Below are 17,104 nucleotides of genomic sequence, written 5' to 3' on the forward strand. Positions count from 1 at the left end.
CGGGTTACTCCGCCGCGATGGGTTCAAAGATGGATGATGGCAGGTCATACCCCCACATCCGGAACCGTTCAGAATAGTGGCTGCGCACACCCGTCGCGGTGAAGTGGCCCAGAATCTTGTTGTCCGGCGTCAGGCCGACGCGCTGGTAGCGGAAGACCTCTTGCATCGAAATCACTTCGCCTTCCATGCCCGTCACTTCGGTGATCGATACCATCCGGCGAGAGCCGTCTTGCAGGCGGCTGGCCTGCACGATCAGGTTCACAGCCGAAGCGATCTGGCTGCGCACCGCTTTGATCGGCATTTCGATACCGGCCATCGCGATCATGTTTTCAAGGCGCGAAACACCATCACGGGCAGAGTTCGCGTGGATCGTCGTCATTGACCCGTCGTGGCCCGTGTTCATGGCTTGAAGCATGTCGATGACTTCCTCGCCACGCGTCTCACCCACGATGATGCGGTCAGGACGCATACGCAGGGCGTTGCGCAGACAGTCACGCTGGCTGACAGCGCCCTTGCCTTCGACGTTCGCCGGGCGGCTTTCCATTCGGCCCACATGGGTCTGTTGCAGTTGAAGTTCGGCCGTATCCTCGATCGTCAGGATGCGTTCAGAGTCATCAATAAAGCTCGACAGCGCGTTCAGCGTCGTCGTTTTACCAGAACCCGTCCCGCCCGATACAATGACGTTCAGACGACAGGCAACAGCGGCCTGTAGATACGCGGCCATTTCTTCGGTGAACGCGCCAAACGTGACCAGGTCATCAATGGCGAGCTTTTCCTTCTTGAACTTACGAATGGAAACCAGCGATCCATCCACCGCAACCGGCGGCACCATCGCGTTGAAACGCGACCCATCCGCAAGGCGGGCGTCAACATAGGGGTTTGATTCATCAACCCGACGACCCACGGCCGAAACGATCTTGTCGATGATCCGCAGCAGGTGCTTTTCATCTTTAAAGGTAATATCGCTCAGCTCCAGCTTACCATCGCGTTCGATGAAGATCTGCTGGGGGCCGTTGACCAGAATATCGTTGACCGTGTCGTCTTTCAAAAGCGGCTCAAGCGGGCCGAGGCCGGTTACTTCGTCAAACAGCTCTTGGTTCAGCATCGTCCGCTCTTCACGGTTCAGAACGATACCCATGTCTTCCAGTGCTTCGGACGCGATAGAGACGATCTCTGCCCGCAGGTCGCTTTCCGAAGCGGTTTCGAGCGCGCCGAGGTTCAGGTTGTCCAGCAGTTCCTTGTGAAGCTGGACCTTGATCTCGCCCAAACGCTCTTTGCGTTTCTTTTCCTTGTTGACCGGGGCAGGGGCGGCGGCCGCCTTGCGGGCGACTTTGGCCTCTGCCGACGGTTTTGCGGTCGGCATCTTGGTGACGTTCGTCGCGGCGGACGCAGCGTCGGCAGGTTTGTCACCTTTTTTGTAACGTGAAAACATGAGCTTGCCCCCTCTTCCCTTAGCTTCCAGCCTCAGCGGCCTTGTTCACCTCGTGAACAGAAACAGCGAGCTTGTGGATTTCCTTGCGCAGCGGGTTCTTCGCGACGGTTTCGGACAATGGCAGTCCGTGGTCGCCAGCTTGAACAACCGGTTTGCCGCCATCGGGCAGCTGCACTTCAATATCGATGTCGAGGCTTTCGGCCAGACGCTTGACCCGGCTTTTGCCCGACAGGTCGGTGAATTTCGGTGCGCGGTTCAGAACAAAGCGCAGCTTTTCCGACGGTAGCTCTTCGGACTTCAGCGCGCGGATCATGCGGAGCGTGTTTTGAGCGGACCGCATATCCAGTTCGAGCGTTGCGAAGTAAACATGCGCTTCGCTGAGGACGGTTTCGGTCCACGAAACCAACGTCGACGGCATGTCGATCACGACATAGTCGAAGTTTGTGCGCGCAATTTCGACGATCCGTTCGATGTCTTCCGGCCCGATCAGATCGAGTGGCAGGATTTCGGACGGGGCCGTCAGGACGTGCAGCTTTTCGTTAAACGTCAGCAGCGCCTGCATGAAGCTGTCGCTGTCCATCGACGCGGTGTCTGATAGCAATTCGTAAACAGTTTCGCGGCGCGGTAGGTCAAGGTAGGTCGACGTCGTGCCGAACTGAAGGTCGAAGTCGAGCAGGCAAACACGCGGCCCGTCTTCCTTTTCAATGTTCGCAAGTTCCCAGGCGAGGTTCGCGGCGAAGGTGGTCGCGCCGGTGCCACCAGCAAGGCCGTGCACAGGCAGAACGACGCCGTTCCGGTCGCCGGTTGCCTTCAGCGTCGTTTTCAACTCTTCCGGGACTGCGGCTGCTGCCGGTTCAGGCTCCGGCGCGCGCAGGCGTTCGATTGCGTCGTGCAATTCGCCCTCGGGCAGCGGGTAGGGGACGAAATCATCAGCACCCATCCGCAGAAGCTGGTGCAGCGCGATCGGGCTGACCTCTTCGGCGATCAGGACAACCTTGATGCCCTTTTCCTTCGCGGACTTGATCAGCTTGCCGATTTCGACGAGGTTTTCCTCATCCGTGTCATCAAGCGCGATTGCCACGAATTCAAGCTGTTCTGCATCAGGCTGATCAAGGAACTGAACCGCGTCGTCAAAGCTGAGGTCGCCCCAGCTTTCGCCAAGTTCGGCTTCCATGTCTTCAATAAGCAAATCGAAATTCTGCACGTCCCGTGAAATCGTGCATGCCACGATTGGGGCCGGCTCTGGCTGTAACATTGCACTCATCGTCATTTCCCTCACGTCTATCTGCTGGCGGATCGTTCGGATATGTTGCGAATACAAGACCTTAGAAATGCGATCTGCATCCTTCCGAAGTCACCGATGCGCGAATCTATTTGGCGCGCACTGATCCCTTAAAAGGTAAATGACGGCCAATCTTGGCAACATTAGGGCTAAAAAAACGTAATTATTCGTCCTTTTGAGACGATCACCACATATTGCCCGGACTGTTTCGTGAAATTTGTGGACCAAAAAAGAGCGGGCGCGGGGGTCATTTGACCTGATCCGCGCCCGTTCGAATGCTTTGTTATCCGACTTTACTGCGAGGCAAACTCGCCGCCTGTCGTGTCTGCAACTGAAGTAAACTCAGTGGCGCTATCAACGTATTCGCGGAAGATCACCTGGGCGTATTTGCCGTTCAGGACCATCGGGTGGTTTTGAACGAAGCCTGAAACCTCCGTCACCGTGCGCCGGTTGCGGCGTTCGCGGTTCTGGGTCGGGATCAGCGGCTGCGTTTCGCCAAGCGAACTGACCGCTTGCAGACGACTGCCGCTTACACCACGGCTTACCAGATAGCGCACAACGGTTTGTGCACGACGCAGGCCAAGGTTCCGGTTGTAGGCATTGCTGCCGACAAGGTCGGTGTGACCAAAGACGCGGAACTGGATTTCCGGGAATTGCCGGATCCAAGCGGCTTGGCGATCAAGTGTCGCCCGTGCCGATGCGTCAAGAACCGTGCTGTCGAAGGCAAAGTTAACCATGGTCGGCACTTCGTTCGCGAACCGGTTGCCAAGTTCGATGGCATAACCACGCTGACCCGTCTGGATCATCATGTTGTTCATCGACGCGTTGCCGAAGTTGCCGCGGTCAATGACGCTGCCGGATTCGCGGTAGAATTGGCCGAAGGTGCCGGGGGCGCAACCTGCTAGGGTTGCGACGCCCGCGATGGCCAGAATGGATTTGATCGTTTTTTGCATCGTCTTACTCCATCACATAGCCGTAGGAACCGGAGAAGTCCTGCCGCGCCACTTCGCCAGCGCCACCGGTGGTTGGTCTGCCTTCAGCAGTAACCCGGCCCCGCAGGAACAGATCAGCCTCGGTCGGCGGACGGACCCGGTCGGTCGGCAGGGCCAGAGCCTCACCACGTGTCGGGCTGACAAGATGGGCGGTGACGATGATCACAAGCTCGGACTGTTCCCGCTCATAGTCGGCACTGCGGAACAGCGCACCCAGGATCGGAATGTCACCAAGCCACGGAACCTGACCGTTGAGGTCACGGAAGTCGTCCAGCAGAAGGCCGGCAATCGCAAAGCTCTCTCCATCGCGCATTTCGACGGTTGTCGAAGTTTCGCGACGGCGGAAGGCGTCGATTGAGAAGCCGTTTGCAAACTGAATGCCGTTTGCCGGGTCAAGGCTGCTAACCGCGGCGTTGATAGACAGGTTGATCTGCTTGCCGTCAACAACACGGGGCGTGAAGTTAAGCTCTACACCGAAGGGTTTGAACTCTACCGTCACCGTGTCGTTTTCCTGTGCGATTGGCACAGGATACTCGCCGCCCGCAAGGAATGTGGCCTGCTGACCGGAAAGTGCGGTGAGGTTCGGTTCAGCAAGGGTGCGAACCAGCCCTCGGGATTCAAGCGCTTCAAGAAGGACGCCGAATTCAACAGCGCCGATATCGAAGGTAGCGCCGATGCCGCCGGAGGCTTCACCGTCAAGCGACAGGGCAGTGCCCAGAACGCCACCTGCGCTCACCAGTCCACCAGAACCGCCGCCCGTTACGATACGACCGTCCGATCCTGCCGTGCCGATCGTCAGACCACCGTTTAGGCGTTTGCTCACGGAACGCTGAACCTCGGCAAAGCGGACTTTCAGCATGACCTGCTGGGTGCCGCCAACCGTCATCAGGTTGGAAACCGCGCCCGGCGCATACCGTTCGGCCAGATCAAGGGCGCGATCAAGGCGCGCGATGCTGGAAACGGTGCCGGATAGAACGATACCGTCATTCGCGGTGCGAACTTCGATTGGCTCGCCCGGAATAATCTGTTGCAGGCGTTCTTTGAACTCGGAAACATCGGGGGTCACTCGAACATCGACATTCGTAATCAGGCGACCATCGCCACCCAGAAGGGTCAGCGTGGTGCGGCCCGGTGCCTTACCCAATACATATATAGTGCGGTCCGACAGGGTCGAAATATCCGCGATGCCAGGGTTGGCGATTGAAAGCTCCGCAAAGGGTGTGTCGCTTTCAACGACCACCGCGCGGTTCATCGGAACATTCAGAGAGCTTGATGGTGCCCCCGTCATAACCCGAAGCGTTTCGGCACTTATCCCCGAAACAGAAGTAAGTGTAATAGCGCACCCAATAAGGGCTGCCTTAATCAGTCTCATGTGTTTCATGTGACCCTGCCTCTCCGATCACTACTGCGTATGGGTCTCTCAACGCCCATTTTGCCGAAACCATGCACGCAAACCGGTTTTATTGCAATAATCAAACATTTGGCGGACGCTGTTTATGTGGATAACCCGCAACACAACGCAAGGTTTAGCAACCTCGGCGGGTTGTCCGACTAAATGCTGCGGTTTGCATGTGCTTGGAAGAGGAGTGGTGCTGCTGGAGAGAATTGAACTCTCTCCTTGATGCCCTCGAAGAGTGGGAGCGCCATCTCGCATCTATAGACTCAAAGAGTCTGAGGTGTGACGATGACCAGTTTACGCCATGATTTCAATACGGTAGCAGCAAGTAAGCCAGAAAAAGCGGAGAAAGCGAAGTATCCGCCACCGTTTTCGCTGCGCCTGACCTATGAGGAACGGGCCAGGCTAGAGCAGGATGCGGCTGGTAAACCTCTTGGGGCCTATATCCGCGAGCAGCTTCTTGGGGATAACGTCTCGCCGCGCAAAAAGCTCGGCAATCGTCCCGTACAGGACCAAGAAGCGCTTGGGCGCGTCCTTGGCGCTCTGGGCGGTTCACGGCTGTCCTCGAACCTGAACCAGATTGCCAAGGCGGTGAACACCGGTTCGTTGCCAGTCACGCCAGAAACTGAATCCGATATCCGTGAAGCGTGCCGCGAGGTCGTAAAAATCCGCCTTGATCTGATCCGTGCCCTCGATATCGCACCTGGAGATGATCCATGATCATCAAAGCTAAAGAACGCGGTGATGCCCCGCAGCTCGCTCAGTATCTTCTTGCCGAGCGAGACAATGATCATGTCGGGCTGTATGAGGTGCGCGGCTTTGCCAGTGATGGCCTGGTAGCAGCCTTCGAAGAGGCCGAGGCGATTGCCAGCGGCACGCGCTGTCAAAACCATCTATTCTCGATCAGTCTGAACCCGCCGGAAGGGCAGCAGGTCAGCACGGAAGCATTCGAGCAGGCCATCACCCAGGTCGAACAGAAAATGGGACTGGAAAATCAGCCACGGGCCATCGTCTTCCATGAGAAGAACGGATGCAGACATGCGCATGCCGTCTGGTCGCGGATCGATCACGAACGTATGCGGGCAATCAATCTACCCCACTACAAGATGAAGCTGCGTGATGTCTCGCGCCAGCTCTTCATGGAACATGGCTGGGACATGCCGCGCGGCCTGCAGGACCGTGCCCTTCGCGATCCGCTGAACTTCACCCGCGCGGAATGGCAACAAGCCAAACGCGCCGGTCTCAATCCTAAAGAGATCAAAGCCGTCTTCAAGCAGTGCTGGGATGTTCTTCAGCAATTCGAGCAATAAGCCACATTTTCGCATTTTAAGTCAAATTTTCTGACCTAAATCACAGATCCAATTGAATTCCCGGTTGCCTGCAACCGGCTGGCCTTCGCCGAGAAGCGGGGGTGCAAAGGCAAAGGCGCAGTACGCGGGCCCGGAGCCACGCGCAGCTGCAGGCGTAGCCGAAGCGAGCATGGCGAGGACCTGCCCTTTGCCTGCGCGGGGGCGGCAGCCCCTAGAACTTACCCAGTAAAGACTATGCGCTCAGCCGAGCGCCCTTGGCGTGCCGCAAGGCGCGTTCTTCGTTTCTGATCTGATCACCCTTCTTCGCTGCGGATGGCCGTCCGGTCAGCCGCTATTTGAAATTCATTCTTGTGTTTGGTCTTTGCCTGTTCAATCAGAACACGCGAGAAATATAGAGCGACGGAAAAGCATCGGAGAAATCATAGGATTTGGTCTCATGCCCAGAATTCAGCTTTGATTTTTGATACTTTTTGCGATTTCTCCAGGTCTTGTGAAATTCTGGTAAGCGAGCGGAGAGTGTCTGCTGCAACGCGCTATGGACAGGAAATTCAAGAATGTTCGACTTAGTTAAATGAAATCCATCCCCGACACTTAGCCAGTAATCAAAGAACAGGTCTGATGAAATAATCGCGATAGCCTTGAGCGCATCATCCTTCGAGTCAAACTGGAGATCGTGCACTCCACTTCCAGGAGTAGCGCGGATGCCGATATAGTTTCGTGCGACACCTGCGACCAATACACTTTGCGATCCTCCCCTTTCGATGAGGCTGCCAAGGCGAGGCGCTTTTTTGCACTGCTCCAGATAATGAAGGACACGCTCATTGCGAGGTCGCGGAAACTGGTCGTCAAATGCATAAGCTGAGACATCGAAGTACTGTGGCGACTTTCCCAAGACGTCTGATCTCTGGCCCTTAGACCAGCGGAGCAAAGGCGTCGAGACTACTTTGAACTCGCTTCCTGGCACGACGCTTAGCAGTGTGCAGCGTTGGCTATTGGCTTTGTTGGTGTTCGTATGAAGGGGTTTGCCAGATTTAAAGAGAGTGTCAGGAATGTTGTCGAAATGAGAAAGCTGAATTCTCGCTCGCCTCTCGCGCAAAATTCGCCGCAAGTCCTGATAGTCCCTGCTAAACGCGAGAGAGAGCGGCAATATGTAGTGAACAGCTCCATCTGGGCCTGCGGCACTCAGGGAAACTTCTACGAAATCTGCGAAGAGATTTTTCCACCGAGATGCGCCGCGAGGGTTTGTTACAAATGGTGGATTCCCGAAGAAAATTCGAGGTTTGTCAGAGGTATCAAACTTAACATCACGGAAATCCTGATGAATAAATCTCAGATTCGCGAAACGGAGGCCCCACGCATTCTCCAATTGTCCGATGCGCTCCCTGACGAACTTCAACGCTTCGTCATTGATATCAACAAACTCGGCATCGATGATCGCGAGCAACTCAGGCGGCGCCCCTGCAGAAGCTAGCTTCTCCAGAAGAGCAAAGAACAACGCACCAGCGCCGACGGAAGGTTCAACAAATTTATGTGTGCGAAGAAAGCGTTCTGCTTGAGCAGGCGACTGAATACCCCAGAAGTCAAAAAACTCGCACCAAAAAAACCGTGCTACATCAATAGGAGTATAGTACGAGCCAATGAGCTTGCGTGCTTCCTCGGTACCACAAGCAGAAACATACGAAAGGCCGCTTTCCGCTTCCTCAGCAGCGACCAGTTGCTTGTCTATTTCAGCCAGCCATTCGGATTTCAAGTCCTTGGGCAAGGTACTCGTCGTTAGGTCTATGTTCTGGGCTTTCAGGAACTCTGTATTCATTGCCATTCAGTGCCTCGATTTCCTCCAACCCTTTTTGTTGGTTGGTTTGCTTTAAATATTCAGCCCGCTCATCGTTAAAAACGAGCCTTCGCCCCGGTCCCGGTAGCAAAAGCGCTCGATCATAAAGTCGGTGATGTTCGATGCACAGCGCCAAGCCGTTGCTGACCTCGTTCGGTGAACCATCTACGGAATGTGGAATAATATGAGCCGCCTCAATAAGTCCGAGTTGACGATCACAAACGCAACAAGTTTGTTCATATGCATCCAAGACCCACCTCTTGAATCTTGGATCACGTGGATAGGCTTTGCGCTCGTACGTAAACCTTTCTCGCTGCCCACTATCTTCTACGTTGAAGTCCCCGCCGCCCCCGAAGCCACTCTCCGTAAAGGTTGACGTATGGTCCCGCATAAGACCAACTATGCCTTCTTCAGTCGGCAGCCTATGAAAATGCTCAATGTTCTCAAGATAGAAACCGAGTGCTTCAGCAGGTAGCGCAATGGCAAAACTCTGTTCTTCGAGAAACCGAGCGCGAAACTGGTGAACAGCCGCCTGATTTAGACGCACTGCGGTAAGTTGAGACTGTCGAGCATAAACAGAAACAACAGTTCTAGCTTGTAAAGAAAAAACGTGCCTCGGGTCCCATGCAACGAAGGCCTCGCCTCCTTCAAAGAACCCTAAAAATGCTACCCGCTTTCCAGCTTCGGCCCTACTTCGCTGCTCCTCGATCAGGGCGCGGCCTATTTGGATTCTTACTTCGTCATCATTATCGCGAGAGTTGCCGGAGTCGTGCACATAGGAAACATGTGCTGAGTAGCCTATTCCATTGAGGTGAAATTCGGTGGGGTTAGCACGATTGTCAAAGCGAAAATCTTCCGAATACGGTGATACCGCGTCCTTCACAAAGTTGTATAAAAGAGCATTATCCAGAGCCATTACAGATTCTCAATTAAATGGCCGACCATCTTTTCACCAAGTAAACTGGGAACCGCATTCCCGATCTGTTTTTGAATAGATCGGCGGTTTCCGGCAAACTTGTAGTCATTTGGAAAAGTTTGGATCGCTGCAATTTCTGGAACACGAAGCCGTCGATTGTTCCAATGGAAGGGTCCAACCCAAGGGCCAGGCTGAGCAGCGATCGTGATGGAAGGCTGATCGGGGTGGAGTTTTTGGAGAAAATTCCAGAACCTTCCACCAGGCCTAAATGTTCTTCCATCATAGTCTTCGAGTTTTGAAAGAGCGATGTAGTTCTTACCTGCTGGAACGTGAACAAGTTCGTGGTAGTAGGTGCCCGCAGAGGCATCTTCCTGCGGCTCTGAGTATTTTTTTGCTGCAAACTTCTTGATGAATGATCCGACCCCTACGTAAGGATCAAAGCCATTCATGAGATCAGGTTTAGACGGGTCGCCATGAGTCTGATGTGGTTCGGAAATTGCGTTCTTTGCCCCGCGTATTCCGAAGACGAACACGCGCTTTCGTTTCTGCGGGACACCAAAGTCTGCGGAATTCGCTCTAAAAACAGTACAAGCATAGCCAAGAGCTTCCGCCTCCGAGACAAAACGTTCAAAAGTGGGGAGATTTGTGGGATGACGAATGCTTTCCACATTTTCAAACAAGAACCCATTCGGGTCAAGTTCGTTCACTGCGCGCAGAAATTGACCCAACATATTGCGAGGGTCTTCATCAATAAGGCGGTTATCGTTCTTCACCCAATAACCATTCTTTGAAAATGGTTGGCAAGGAGGTCCGCCAATAAGTATCTTGTCGGAGCCGTCACGCCATTCGGTGAAGTCAACATTCCTGATGTCGTCTTCGATTACTGACGACCTATGACCGCTTATGTTGTTTAGGCGCAGAGTTTCCGCGGCATCCGGATCATTCTCAATGCAGGCTATGATCTTTGCGCCAGCCTTGATAGCGCCGATGTCCAAGCCTCCTGCGCCAGAGAATAAGCTAATGCATTTGACCACTGCCTGCTCCTTTCACGCCGCTTCACGCGACCGTTGCTTGTTGTTGTCCACTCAGGCAGCCAGATCAGGCTGCCTTGGTAACGGAATATCATATGCACTCGATTCGAGTGTCGATCGTGTACATCAAGGGTAGTAACATATCGTGGCTCGCGCATCAGAAAAATACAAGATGTAGCGATTTATCCACTAATGTTCCATGTATGTTCTCATACATCCTAGTCGTTGACAAGCCGTTTCCTGCTGTACCCCGCGAGCTTGATGTTGCTTGAGGCGAAGCAGCTTCTAGCGCTATCCAACCGGCGCAAGGTTGGTCTCGATGAAGTCGTCTCCATGAAATGGCGCAGATCAATCAGGCGGCCTGATTGTGCATGGTTCGGTGTCGGTGGAGAGGTAATTCTCCAAGTCTGACGAGCTGGGTTCGGGGGCGGCGATCCGCGATGCCTGGGACATGCGCCTTAGCGAAGCCCACAGCACGAATAAAGCGCTGGCGGCGCAGCTAAGTGATGTCGAGGGCCAGATCGAAAGCCTGTTAGACCGGATCGTCGAGGCCAAGAACGGATCGGTCGTCAGCGCCTATGAATCGCGGATCGAGCGGCTGGAACGGGAGAAGATCGTACTTGCCGAGCGTATCGAGAAAGCCGTGCCGCCAAAGGGACGGCTGGAGGAATGTATTGAACACGCACTCGGGTTTCTATCAAGCCCTTGGGATATATACAAAAATGGGGATTTCCCGATGCGCCAAACGGTGCTCAGATTAGCGTTTTTGGAGCCGCTAAGATGGGGGCAAAATGGGGTGTTTGGAACACCAAAATTTGCCTTTCCATTCAGGGCTTTAGCGGGAATTTCAGGTGAAAAAAGCGAGATGGTGCTGCTGGAGAGAATTGAACTCTCGACCTCTCCCTTACCAAGGGAGTGCTCTACCTCTGAGCTACAGCAGCAACGGGCGCTGGTGCGCCGCATGTGGGCGGCTGATTAGACCTAAATTTCCCGTGACGCAAGCGCAATCTGGACCCTTTTTGCACCCTGCGTTACAGAGGGCGGTATGGACAGGAAATCCAAAGAACAGAAAAGCGCCAAGTCGGATCAAAGCCGCGAAGATCGGTTGAAAGCGTCGCTGAAGGCCAATATGGCCAAGCGCAAGGCGCAGGCGAAGGCGCGTAAACAGGCAAGCAGCGGGCAGGGCGACTAATATGGATTCAATTATCGTGAACGGCGGATCGGCGCTGAATGGGCAAATCCCGATTGCGGGTGCCAAGAACGCCTGCCTGACGCTGATGCCCGCCACGCTTCTGTCCGAAGAGCCGCTGACGCTGACCAACGCGCCGCGCTTGTCTGATATCAAGACGATGACGGCATTGCTCGCGTCCCTCGGGGCCGAGGTGCAAAGCCTGCAGGACGGGCAAGTCATAGCAATGTCGAGCCACGGAGAGATTAACCCCGTCGCGGATTATGAGATCGTGCGCAAGATGCGCGCGTCTAATCTGGTGCTTGGCCCGCTTCTTGCGCGGATGGGACATGCGGTTGTGTCGCTGCCGGGGGGCTGCGCGATTGGTGCGCGTCCGATGGACCTGCATATCGACGCGCTGACCGCACTTGGTGCTGAGATTGAGCTGAAAGACGGTTATCTTCATGCGAATGCGCCGAAAGGGCTAAAGGGCGCTGTTTACGAATTTCCGCTGGTATCGGTCGGTGCGACGGAAAACGCGCTAATGGCCGCGACGCTCGCCAAAGGCACGACAGTTCTGAAGAACGCCGCGCGCGAGCCTGAAATTGGCGATCTAGCAAAATGCCTGCGTTCCATGGGTGCGCAGATTGACGATGACGGCAAGGGAACACTGACCATCGAAGGCGTTGACCGCCTGCACGGCGCGACCCATCCGGTTGTGACGGACCGCATTGAACTTGGCACCTATATGCTCGCCCCCGCCATTGCGGGGGGTGAGGTTGAGCTTTTGGGCGGTCGCCGCGACCTGCTTGATGCGTTCTGCGTTAAGCTGGAAGAGGCTGGTATCGACGTAACCGAAACCGATAAGGGTTTGAAGGTCAGCCGCATGAATGGCCGGATACGGGCGGTCGATGTCGTGACCGAACCGTTCCCCGGTTTTCCGACCGACCTTCAAGCGCAAATGATGGCGCTTCTTTGCACAGCCGAGGGAAAGAGCGTTCTGGAAGAGCGGATTTTTGAAAACCGCTTCATGCACGCTCCCGAACTGACGCGGATGGGCGCGGATATTGAGGTTCACGGTGGCACCGCGACGGTGACAGGCGTTGAACGGCTGAAAGGTGCGCCGGTCATGGCGACAGATCTTCGCGCGTCGGTGTCCCTGATCCTTGCCGGGCTCGCTGCTGAAGGCGAAACCGTGGTAAGCCGCGTTTATCACCTTGATCGGGGCTATGAACACGTTGTCGGCAAGCTGCGCGGCGTTGGCGCATCAATCGAACGGATAAAGGGCTGATGGTAGAAGACGCAACATTCGAAGAAGGCGGCGAAGCGCCCCTGCGCCTTCGGGCAGAGGATGTGGATGATCTTTCGGTGATCGCATCGCTGACCCAAGACGCCGTTTTCCCGGCAAGCGAGATGACATGGCAAAAGAAGCAGCGGCGCTTCGCTATTCTGCTTAATCGGTTCCGATGGGAGGACCGCACAGCGGCTGAACGCCGCGGCCGGGCTTATGAGCGTGTGCAATCGGTGCTGGTCATTGACGATGTCCTGAAAGTGCAATCGCAGGGCGTAGAGCGCGGCGATCAGGATACGATCATGTCGCTTCTGTCTATTTCGTTCGAGCCGGGCGAGGACGGAACGGGGCGGGTGATCCTGACGTTGGCGGGCGACGGGGCGATTGCGCTTGATGTCGAAGTGCTCGATGTGACGCTAAAGGACGTGACTCGCCCTTATGTTGCGCCCTCTCGCAAAGTGCCGGACCACCCGGAATGATCCGCCGCCTCATCGCCGGAGATAGCGCGATCTTTCGCGCCATACGGCTTGAGGCATTGCAAACGGCACCCGAAGCCTTCGCCAGCCGGTATGAGGATTGGGCGGCAATGGACGACGCGGAATGGGAACGACGGCTCCTCACCAATCCGACGTTTGTATCGTTCATCGACGCGGACCCCGTCGGCATTATGGGGCTGATGCGACAAGCACCCAGCAAGATGCAGCATAGGGCATCCCTCATCATGGTTTACGTCCGTGACTCTGCCCGCGGGGGCGGGCACGCGGAAGCCCTGCTTGCCGAGATACAGAAACACGCCGTCAAAACCGGGATTTCGCAGCTTGAGTTGGACGTCGCAGAAGACAACACAAGAGCGGTCAGATTCTACGAACGCATGGGCTTTACAAAAATGGGGCGGATACCGAATGCCTGCCGGGACGGGGCAACCTATCGCCACGACATTTTCATGGTTCGACCGCTCGACACTTGAGGCTCCGCGACCCTAGCGGTATGTCCATCGGCAAGGAGCCCCCGATGCCGCATATTCTGAATACCTCCGACTCTGATTTTGAAAGCCGTTTCGCCGCGCTGCTGGGGATGAAGCGTGAGGATTCCCCCGACGTTGACGATGTGGTGGCGGATATCATCGCTGATGTGCGCGACCGTGGGGATGCGGCCGTGATCGAGTTGACCGCCAAGTTTGACCGGTTGAAGTTGACGGCCGACACCATCGCCTTTTCCGAAGAGGAAATCGCGGCGGAATGTGCGAAGGTTTCCGACGAAGATCGCGCAGCGTTGGAACTCGCCGCTGAACGCATACGCGCTTATCACGCGCGCCAGATGCCCAAAGATGAGATGTGGACCGATCCGGAGGGCGCAACGCTCGGCTGGCGCTGGGGGCCGGTGTCGGCGGCGGGGCTTTACGTGCCGGGCGGTCTGGCGAGCTATCCGTCTTCAGTTCTGATGAACGCAATCCCCGCCAAGGTGGCGGGGGTGGAGCGGTTGGCGATTTGTGTGCCGACACCGGACGGCATTACATATCCGCTGGTCCTGCTCGCCGCGCGCATTTCGGGCGTCGATACGATCTATCGCGTCGGTGGGGCGCAGGCGATTGCGGCGCTCGCCTATGGCACCGAAACGATTGCGCCCGTGGACAAGATCACCGGCCCCGGCAACGCCTTTGTCGCGGCAGCCAAGCGGCGGGTGTTCGGCAAGGTCGGCATCGACATGATCGCTGGGCCGTCCGAAATCCTCGTGATTGCGGACCGTCACAATGACCCCGACTGGATCGCTGTTGATCTGCTAAGCCAAGCGGAACACGACGAAAGCGCGCAGTCGATCCTGATTACGGATGATGCGGTGTTTGGACAGGCTGTTTCGGATGCGGTCGATGCACGCCTTCAGACCCTTGAGCGCCGCACGATCGCCAGCCGCAGTTGGGAAGATTTCGGCGCGATCATCACGGTTCGCGATTTGGATGAGGCCGCGCAGCTATCCGACCGCGTCGCACCGGAACACCTAGAGCTTTGTGTTGAAGACGCTGATGCCTTGGCGGCAAAGGTTCAGCACGCGGGCGCGATCTTCCTTGGTAAATGGACGCCTGAGGCGATTGGCGACTATATCGGCGGGCCGAACCACGTTTTGCCGACAGCGCGATCCGCACGGTTTAGCTCCGGCCTGTCCGTGATGGACTTTCTGAAACGAACGACGCTGTCCCGTATGACGCCCGCCGCACTTTCCGCGATTGGCCCGTCAGCGGAGCGGCTGGCGAAATCCGAAAGCCTTGAGGCGCACGGCCTGTCCGTGCGTGCCCGTCTTGACCGTCTGAACGAGGACCCGAAATGAGCAACCGCCTCTGCCACGTCGAGATTGATGAAACCGGGTTGGCCGAACCGACACCGGAGATTGAACAGGAACGCAAAGTGGCGATCTTCGACCTTCTCGAAGACAACAGTTTTGCGCTGCCCGCACGGGATGGGCATTCGATCCCTGACGGACCCTACCAACTGCAACTCGCGATCCGCGACCGTCGGCTGGTGTTCGACATCGCGACCGAAGATGCGAAACCGGTCGGCGCGTTCCATCTGTCGCTTGGCCCTTTCCGTCAGGTGGTGAAGGATTATTTCCAGATTTGCGAAAGCTACTTTGACGCCGTGAAGAAACTCCCCCCCAGCCAAATCGAGGCGATTGATATGGCGCGGCGTGGTATCCACAACGAAGGGGCGAAGGTGCTGCAAGAGCGGCTTGAAGGAAAAGCCGAGGTTGATATCGACACCTCTCGCCGTCTGTTCACCCTTATCTGCGTTCTGCATTTCGGAGGGTAAGGTTTGGCGGACGCACTTCCATCCTCGATCCTTTTCTGCTGCGATTACAACGCGGTTCGCTCTCCTATGGCCGAAGGGTTGATGAAGAAGTATTACGGCCAGACGACCTATGTGCAATCCGCCGGCGTGAAGAATGAACTTGAGATCGACGGGTTTTCCATCGCCGTCTGCAAGGAAATCGATGTCGAGCTGTCGCGCCACCGCTCGCGATCATTCGACGAGATGCAGGAATGGGGCGACGATCTGTCGGGTTTTGATCTTGTAATCGCGCTGTCCCCGGCCAGCCAGCGCCGGGCTCTTGATTTGACGCGGTATTACCACCTTCAAGTCGAATATTGGCAAATTATCGACCCGACCGGATTGGGTGAAACCCGCGAGGCAAAGCTTGCGTCTTACAGGCTCGCCCGGGATCAGATCAGTGAGCGTCTTATCAACCGTTTCGGCCCACCGATTGAGGATGTCGAATGAAGGTCGCCGCCGCAACCTATCCAATCGACTGGCACGATGATTGGGCATCGTATGCGGCGAAACAGCGGGAGTGGGTGTCGAGTGCCGCCGAGAATGGCGCCGATCTGCTGGTGTTTCCCGAATACGGCGCGATGGAGCTTGCTTCGCTGGTCGGCGCCGAGGTTGCTGGTCAGGTAGAGGGCAGCCTGCGCGCCGTCGATGCGCACTTGGACCAGGCGAACGCGCTATTCGCAGCGCTGGCAGCAGAATTTGGCGTGCATATTCTCGGGCCAAGCGCGCCTTGTTATGATGGTGCCGGACGTCCTGTGAACCGCGCCCATTTCTTCGCGCCAGATGGCAGCCAAGCCCATCAAGACAAGCAAATCATGACGCGGTTTGAACGGGCGCCTATGGATATGAGGTCGGGCGATAGGCTGACGGTCTTCGAAACACCGCTTGGCCGCATCGGCGTTTTGATCTGCTACGACTGCGAATTCCCACTGCTCGCCCGCGCTTTGATGGAAGCTGATGTCGATATCCTGCTGGTGCCTTCAGCCACCGAAGGACTGTCCGGCTATTGGCGGGTCCGCATCGGCGCTATGGCCCGCGCGCTTGAGGGGCAATGTGTCGTCGTGCACTCACCGACGACCGGTCACGCACCTTGGACCCCTGTCGTCGACACCAATACCGGAGCTGCGGGAATCTACGGACCGCCTGATATGGGGTTCCCTGATACCGGTGTAATTGCCGTTGCGGAAATGAATGCGCCGGGTTGGACTTTCGCCGATGTCTCGCTGGATGCGATCAGGGCGGTTCGGGCGGACGGGCGCGTGCTCAACAAGACCCATTGGGATGAACAATTGCCGCGTGTCCAAGCGGTCACTTTCCCGCGCATGGGGCCAAAACCCTCTTGAAAAACGCCCCGTTAAGGCGCATTTACTGCCTCGCCCGCATTTTCGACGGGTTTGTTAAGATGGAGTGACCATGGCCAAGGAAGAAATGCTCGAATTTCCCGGTGTCGTTAAGGAACTCCTGCCTAACGCGACATTTCGGGTCGAGCTGGAAAACGGCCATGAAATCATCGCTCACACGGCAGGAAAGATGCGGAAAAACCGGATTCGCGTTCTGGCTGGCGACAAGGTTCAGGTGGAAATGACGCCCTATGACCTGACCAAGGGCCGGATCAATTACCGCTTCAAGTAAGTCG

19 protein-coding genes and 1 tRNA gene are annotated in these 17,104 nt (G+C 56.2%); 11 read left to right on the forward strand and 9 right to left on the reverse strand.

Annotated features, from left to right (window positions below; translation table 11 throughout):
• Window positions 1–4: 4 nt before the first annotated feature.
• From ACEWPJ_RS02830 to ACEWPJ_RS02845, 4 genes are all read right to left on the reverse strand, one after another.
• The gene (locus ACEWPJ_RS02830) at window positions 5–1,432 is read right to left on the reverse strand and encodes a CpaF family protein (RefSeq protein WP_416510737.1); all 1,428 of its coding nucleotides are present in this window, start codon (window positions 1,430–1,432) and stop codon (window positions 5–7) included.
• A gap of 19 nt (window positions 1,433–1,451) precedes the next feature.
• Window positions 1,452–2,702: an AAA family ATPase gene (locus tag ACEWPJ_RS02835; RefSeq protein ID WP_416512991.1), complete on the reverse strand. Its 1,251-nt coding sequence runs from the start codon at window positions 2,700–2,702 to the stop codon at window positions 1,452–1,454.
• Between the two features lie 305 nt (window positions 2,703–3,007).
• Window positions 3,008–3,667: an OmpA family protein gene (locus tag ACEWPJ_RS02840; RefSeq protein ID WP_416510738.1), complete on the reverse strand. Its 660-nt coding sequence runs from the start codon at window positions 3,665–3,667 to the stop codon at window positions 3,008–3,010.
• Between the two features lie 4 nt (window positions 3,668–3,671).
• Window positions 3,672–5,087 carry a type II and III secretion system protein family protein gene (locus ACEWPJ_RS02845; protein WP_416510739.1) on the reverse strand — a complete coding sequence of 472 codons (1,416 nt, stop codon included), beginning with the start codon at window positions 5,085–5,087 and terminating at the stop codon, window positions 3,672–3,674.
• Between the two features lie 303 nt (window positions 5,088–5,390).
• Here ACEWPJ_RS02845 and ACEWPJ_RS02850 point away from each other — a divergent pair, with 303 nt between their 5' ends.
• Window positions 5,391–5,822: a hypothetical protein gene (locus ACEWPJ_RS02850; protein ID WP_416510740.1), complete on the forward strand. Its 432-nt coding sequence runs from the start codon at window positions 5,391–5,393 to the stop codon at window positions 5,820–5,822.
• On the forward strand, window positions 5,819–6,412 hold the full coding sequence (locus tag ACEWPJ_RS02855; RefSeq protein ID WP_416510742.1) for a relaxase/mobilization nuclease domain-containing protein: 594 nt from the start codon (window positions 5,819–5,821) through the stop codon (window positions 6,410–6,412). Before ACEWPJ_RS02850 ends, ACEWPJ_RS02855 begins: the two co-directional genes overlap by 4 nt.
• Before the next feature lie 373 nt (window positions 6,413–6,785).
• Here ACEWPJ_RS02855 and ACEWPJ_RS02860 read toward each other — a convergent pair whose 3' ends face one another.
• The 5 genes from ACEWPJ_RS02860 to ACEWPJ_RS02880 form a co-directional block, all read right to left on the reverse strand.
• A complete protein-coding gene (locus ACEWPJ_RS02860) occupies window positions 6,786–8,231 on the reverse strand; it encodes a hypothetical protein (RefSeq protein WP_416510743.1) in 1,446 nt (481 codons plus the stop codon).
• Window positions 8,140–9,159, reverse strand: a complete 1,020-nt coding sequence (locus ACEWPJ_RS02865; protein ID WP_416510744.1) for an HNH endonuclease — start codon at window positions 9,157–9,159, stop codon at window positions 8,140–8,142. Before ACEWPJ_RS02865 ends, ACEWPJ_RS02860 begins: the two co-directional genes overlap by 92 nt.
• Window positions 9,159–10,193 carry a DNA cytosine methyltransferase gene (locus tag ACEWPJ_RS02870; RefSeq protein ID WP_416510745.1) on the reverse strand — a complete coding sequence of 345 codons (1,035 nt, stop codon included), beginning with the start codon at window positions 10,191–10,193 and terminating at the stop codon, window positions 9,159–9,161. The genes ACEWPJ_RS02865 and ACEWPJ_RS02870 overlap by 1 nt, the downstream gene beginning before the upstream one ends.
• A gap of 529 nt (window positions 10,194–10,722) precedes the next feature.
• On the reverse strand, window positions 10,723–10,872 hold the full coding sequence (locus ACEWPJ_RS02875; protein WP_416510746.1) for a hypothetical protein: 150 nt from the start codon (window positions 10,870–10,872) through the stop codon (window positions 10,723–10,725).
• A gap of 184 nt (window positions 10,873–11,056) precedes the next feature.
• Window positions 11,057–11,131, reverse strand: a tRNA-Thr gene (locus tag ACEWPJ_RS02880).
• A 104-nt stretch (window positions 11,132–11,235) separates the two neighbouring features.
• Here ACEWPJ_RS02880 and ACEWPJ_RS02885 point away from each other — a divergent pair.
• From ACEWPJ_RS02885 to infA, 9 genes are all read left to right on the forward strand, one after another.
• Window positions 11,236–11,382: a hypothetical protein gene (locus ACEWPJ_RS02885; protein ID WP_416510748.1), complete on the forward strand. Its 147-nt coding sequence runs from the start codon at window positions 11,236–11,238 to the stop codon at window positions 11,380–11,382.
• Window position 11,383: 1 nt separating this feature from the next.
• Window positions 11,384–12,649: a UDP-N-acetylglucosamine 1-carboxyvinyltransferase gene (murA, locus tag ACEWPJ_RS02890; RefSeq protein ID WP_416510750.1), complete on the forward strand. Its 1,266-nt coding sequence runs from the start codon at window positions 11,384–11,386 to the stop codon at window positions 12,647–12,649.
• Window positions 12,649–13,128 carry a DUF2948 family protein gene (locus ACEWPJ_RS02895; protein WP_416510752.1) on the forward strand — a complete coding sequence of 160 codons (480 nt, stop codon included), beginning with the start codon at window positions 12,649–12,651 and terminating at the stop codon, window positions 13,126–13,128. Before murA ends, ACEWPJ_RS02895 begins: the two co-directional genes overlap by 1 nt.
• A complete protein-coding gene (locus ACEWPJ_RS02900; RefSeq protein ID WP_416510754.1) occupies window positions 13,125–13,616 on the forward strand; it encodes a GNAT family N-acetyltransferase in 492 nt (163 codons plus the stop codon). Before ACEWPJ_RS02895 ends, ACEWPJ_RS02900 begins: the two co-directional genes overlap by 4 nt.
• A 44-nt stretch (window positions 13,617–13,660) precedes the next feature.
• The gene (gene hisD / locus ACEWPJ_RS02905) at window positions 13,661–14,971 is read left to right on the forward strand and encodes a histidinol dehydrogenase (RefSeq protein WP_416510756.1); all 1,311 of its coding nucleotides are present in this window, start codon (window positions 13,661–13,663) and stop codon (window positions 14,969–14,971) included.
• The gene (locus ACEWPJ_RS02910; protein WP_416510757.1) at window positions 14,968–15,450 is read left to right on the forward strand and encodes a UPF0262 family protein; all 483 of its coding nucleotides are present in this window, start codon (window positions 14,968–14,970) and stop codon (window positions 15,448–15,450) included. Before hisD ends, ACEWPJ_RS02910 begins: the two co-directional genes overlap by 4 nt.
• Window positions 15,451–15,516: 66 nt before the next feature.
• On the forward strand, window positions 15,517–15,918 hold the full coding sequence (locus ACEWPJ_RS02915) for a low molecular weight phosphatase family protein (protein ID WP_416512992.1): 402 nt from the start codon (window positions 15,517–15,519) through the stop codon (window positions 15,916–15,918).
• A complete protein-coding gene (locus tag ACEWPJ_RS02920; RefSeq protein WP_416510758.1) occupies window positions 15,915–16,811 on the forward strand; it encodes a carbon-nitrogen hydrolase family protein in 897 nt (298 codons plus the stop codon). The genes ACEWPJ_RS02915 and ACEWPJ_RS02920 overlap by 4 nt, the downstream gene beginning before the upstream one ends.
• A gap of 70 nt (window positions 16,812–16,881) precedes the next feature.
• Window positions 16,882–17,100 (forward strand): translation initiation factor IF-1, encoded by a 219-nt coding sequence (gene infA, locus ACEWPJ_RS02925; RefSeq protein ID WP_011455993.1) that lies wholly within the window; start codon window positions 16,882–16,884, stop codon window positions 17,098–17,100.
• The last annotated feature ends 4 nt before the right edge of the window (window positions 17,101–17,104 follow it).

The sequence above is a fragment of the Aliiroseovarius sp. YM-037 genome, from assembly GCF_048060095.1.
Lineage (GTDB): Bacteria > Pseudomonadota > Alphaproteobacteria > Rhodobacterales > Rhodobacteraceae > JBLUOA01.

What these genes read in the sequence shown, in the direction of transcription:
- ACEWPJ_RS02830 (WP_416510737.1), bottom strand. Translation starts at nt 1,432, where the DNA reads ATGTTTTCACGTTACAAAAAAGGTGACAAACCTGCCGACGCTGCGTCC.
- ACEWPJ_RS02835 (WP_416512991.1), bottom strand. Translation starts at nt 2,702, where the DNA reads ATGACGATGAGTGCAATGTTACAGCCAGAGCCGGCCCCAATCGTGGCA.
- ACEWPJ_RS02860 (WP_416510743.1), bottom strand. Translation starts at nt 8,231, where the DNA reads ATGGCAATGAATACAGAGTTCCTGAAAGCCCAGAACATAGACCTAACG.
- ACEWPJ_RS02910 (WP_416510757.1), top strand. Translation starts at nt 14,968, where the DNA reads ATGAGCAACCGCCTCTGCCACGTCGAGATTGATGAAACCGGGTTGGCC.
- ACEWPJ_RS02915 (WP_416512992.1), top strand. Translation starts at nt 15,517, where the DNA reads ATGGCCGAAGGGTTGATGAAGAAGTATTACGGCCAGACGACCTATGTG.
- ACEWPJ_RS02920 (WP_416510758.1), top strand. Translation starts at nt 15,915, where the DNA reads ATGAAGGTCGCCGCCGCAACCTATCCAATCGACTGGCACGATGATTGG.
- ACEWPJ_RS02855 (WP_416510742.1), top strand. Translation starts at nt 5,819, where the DNA reads ATGATCATCAAAGCTAAAGAACGCGGTGATGCCCCGCAGCTCGCTCAG.
- ACEWPJ_RS02895 (WP_416510752.1), top strand. Translation starts at nt 12,649, where the DNA reads ATGGTAGAAGACGCAACATTCGAAGAAGGCGGCGAAGCGCCCCTGCGC.
- ACEWPJ_RS02885 (WP_416510748.1), top strand. Translation starts at nt 11,236, where the DNA reads ATGGACAGGAAATCCAAAGAACAGAAAAGCGCCAAGTCGGATCAAAGC.
- ACEWPJ_RS02845 (WP_416510739.1), bottom strand. Translation starts at nt 5,087, where the DNA reads ATGAAACACATGAGACTGATTAAGGCAGCCCTTATTGGGTGCGCTATT.
- ACEWPJ_RS02850 (WP_416510740.1), top strand. Translation starts at nt 5,391, where the DNA reads ATGACCAGTTTACGCCATGATTTCAATACGGTAGCAGCAAGTAAGCCA.
- infA (WP_011455993.1), top strand. Translation starts at nt 16,882, where the DNA reads ATGGCCAAGGAAGAAATGCTCGAATTTCCCGGTGTCGTTAAGGAACTC.
- ACEWPJ_RS02900 (WP_416510754.1), top strand. Translation starts at nt 13,125, where the DNA reads ATGATCCGCCGCCTCATCGCCGGAGATAGCGCGATCTTTCGCGCCATA.
- murA (WP_416510750.1), top strand. Translation starts at nt 11,384, where the DNA reads ATGGATTCAATTATCGTGAACGGCGGATCGGCGCTGAATGGGCAAATC.
- ACEWPJ_RS02840 (WP_416510738.1), bottom strand. Translation starts at nt 3,667, where the DNA reads ATGCAAAAAACGATCAAATCCATTCTGGCCATCGCGGGCGTCGCAACC.
- ACEWPJ_RS02865 (WP_416510744.1), bottom strand. Translation starts at nt 9,159, where the DNA reads ATGGCTCTGGATAATGCTCTTTTATACAACTTTGTGAAGGACGCGGTA.
- hisD (WP_416510756.1), top strand. Translation starts at nt 13,661, where the DNA reads ATGCCGCATATTCTGAATACCTCCGACTCTGATTTTGAAAGCCGTTTC.